Origin of the sequence: Endozoicomonas sp. YOMI1, from assembly GCF_024606345.1 — a bacterium.
Classification (GTDB): Bacteria; Pseudomonadota; Gammaproteobacteria; order Pseudomonadales; family Endozoicomonadaceae; genus Endozoicomonas.
Genome location: NZ_JAHHPM010000258.1, coordinates 1 through 1,179, shown reverse-complemented (window position 1 = coordinate 1,179; position 1,179 = coordinate 1). Strand labels below are relative to the sequence as shown.

Genomic DNA, 1,179 nt, shown 5'->3' with positions numbered 1-1,179 from the left:
AGGGCAGTCTATTCTCGGACAGCCTCCTGGCCGACCGGCTCCAGCTCTTCCATGGGCCAACGGGGCACAGGTAACACTTCAGGCCCATCGCTCTGGCCAGCAAGCAGCCGCTGACAGCCAGCATAGGCGATCATGGCACCATTATCCGTGCAGAACTGAGGCCGGGCATAACGCAGCACCGCACCTTCTTTTTCCACCATGGATTCCAGGGCAGCCCGCAGTGACTGATTGGCACTGACGCCTCCGGCAATAATCAGCTGCTTCATACCAGTCTGCTGTAGAGCCCGACGACATTTGATGGCCAGTGTTGCCACCACCGCCTCTTCAAACGAACGGGCAATATCCGCACGATCCTGATCCGAAAGCTCTTTCGTTAATGCTTCTTCACGGCATTTTGCGACGGTATTAAGGGTATAGGTTTTCAAGCCACTGAAGCTGAAATCCAGTCCCGGGCGATCGGTCATGGGCCGTGGGAAACGAAAACGCCCTTCCTGCCCCTGTTCAGCCAGCCGGGCAATGGCAGGACCGCCGGGGTAATCCAAACCCAGCATCGCGGCCACTTTATCAAAGGCTTCTCCGGCGGCATCGTCAACAGACTCCCCCAGCAGGGTGTAACGACCAATGCCATCCACCTGCACCAGCTGGGTGTGCCCGCCGGATACCAGCAGCGCCACAAACGGAAACGCTACGGGTGTTTCTTCCAGCATGGGTGCCAGCAGATGACCTTCCATATGGTGTACCCCCACCGATGGAATGCCCAAGGCCCAGGCCAGCGCCTTGCCAATACAGGCTCCCACCATCAGGGCCCCCACCAGCCCGGGGCCACGGGTGTAGGCAACGGCATCAATCTGATCTTTACCGATACCTGCCTGCTCAAGCACTTGGTTCATCAGGGGCAATACTCTCTGGATATGATCTCTGGAAGCCAGTTCAGGTACCACACCACCGTAATCGATGTGCATATCAATCTGACTGAACAGGGCATCGCTCAGCAGGCCTTTCCTGCTGTCATAAAGGGCAATGCCGGTCTCATCGCAGGAAGTTTCTATCCCAAGAACAATCATTCAACAAACCTGTGAAACAATTTGTGCAAATAAAGAGTCAGTAAAAATCCCAAATCCGGATATTTCATAAAGGAAAAGAATCATACGTTAAGTAGTTGGCCAAATGGAATCGTAT

General features: G+C 54.8%; 1 protein-coding gene. It reads right to left on the bottom strand.

The window, feature by feature from the left end; all coding sequences use genetic code 11:
• Positions 1-8: 8 nt before the first annotated feature.
• On the bottom strand, positions 9-1,064 hold the full coding sequence (gene tsaD, locus KDK15_RS08975; RefSeq protein WP_257295015.1) for a tRNA (adenosine(37)-N6)-threonylcarbamoyltransferase complex transferase subunit TsaD: 1,056 nt from the start codon (positions 1,062-1,064) through the stop codon (positions 9-11).
• Positions 1,065-1,179: the final 115 nt, after the last annotated feature.

Bases quoted from the DNA above. Each gene is read 5' to 3' on its own strand.
- tsaD (WP_257295015.1), bottom strand. From the start codon at position 1,064: ATGATTGTTCTTGGGATAGAAACTTCCTGCGATGAGACCGGCATTGCC.